This window comes from Billgrantia lactosivorans (genome assembly GCF_003254665.1).
Taxonomy (GTDB): domain Bacteria; phylum Pseudomonadota; class Gammaproteobacteria; order Pseudomonadales; family Halomonadaceae; genus Halomonas; species Halomonas lactosivorans.
This window is the reverse complement of the sequence record NZ_QHGY01000046.1, coordinates 1-319: the sequence shown is the minus strand read 5'-3', so window position 1 is coordinate 319 and position 319 is coordinate 1. Positions and strand designations below refer to the sequence as shown.

The 319-nt window shown below is 67.4% G+C and carries 1 pseudogene; it reads left to right on the top strand.

Annotation, left to right across the window (positions count from 1 at the left end):
• Positions 1–319: pseudogene (locus tag DIS04_RS20330) on the top strand (ABC transporter substrate-binding protein); the annotation flags it as partial.

The window sequence follows — 319 nt, the reverse complement described above, 5'->3', positions numbered from 1 at the left end:
GCGACTGGCCCGGCTACTGGGCCGGCCGCTCGCCCGCCTTCTCGCCGCTGGCCACCACCACCAGCTTGCTCAATGCCGTCGATTACCTCAACTGGATCCTGCAATGGGGCGGCTGGGACCTCTACCAGGAGGTCTACGGCGAGTTCAACATGGTCTACCTGCCCTACGGCATTCTCAACAACGAGTCGGGTTTCATGGGCCGCACGCCGATCGAGAGCCTGGCCGACCTCGACGGCAAGCGCCTGCGCCTCTCTGGGCGTGACCAGGGTCGCGTGCTCGAGGAGCTGGGCGGCTCCCAGGTCACCCTGGCCGGTGGCGA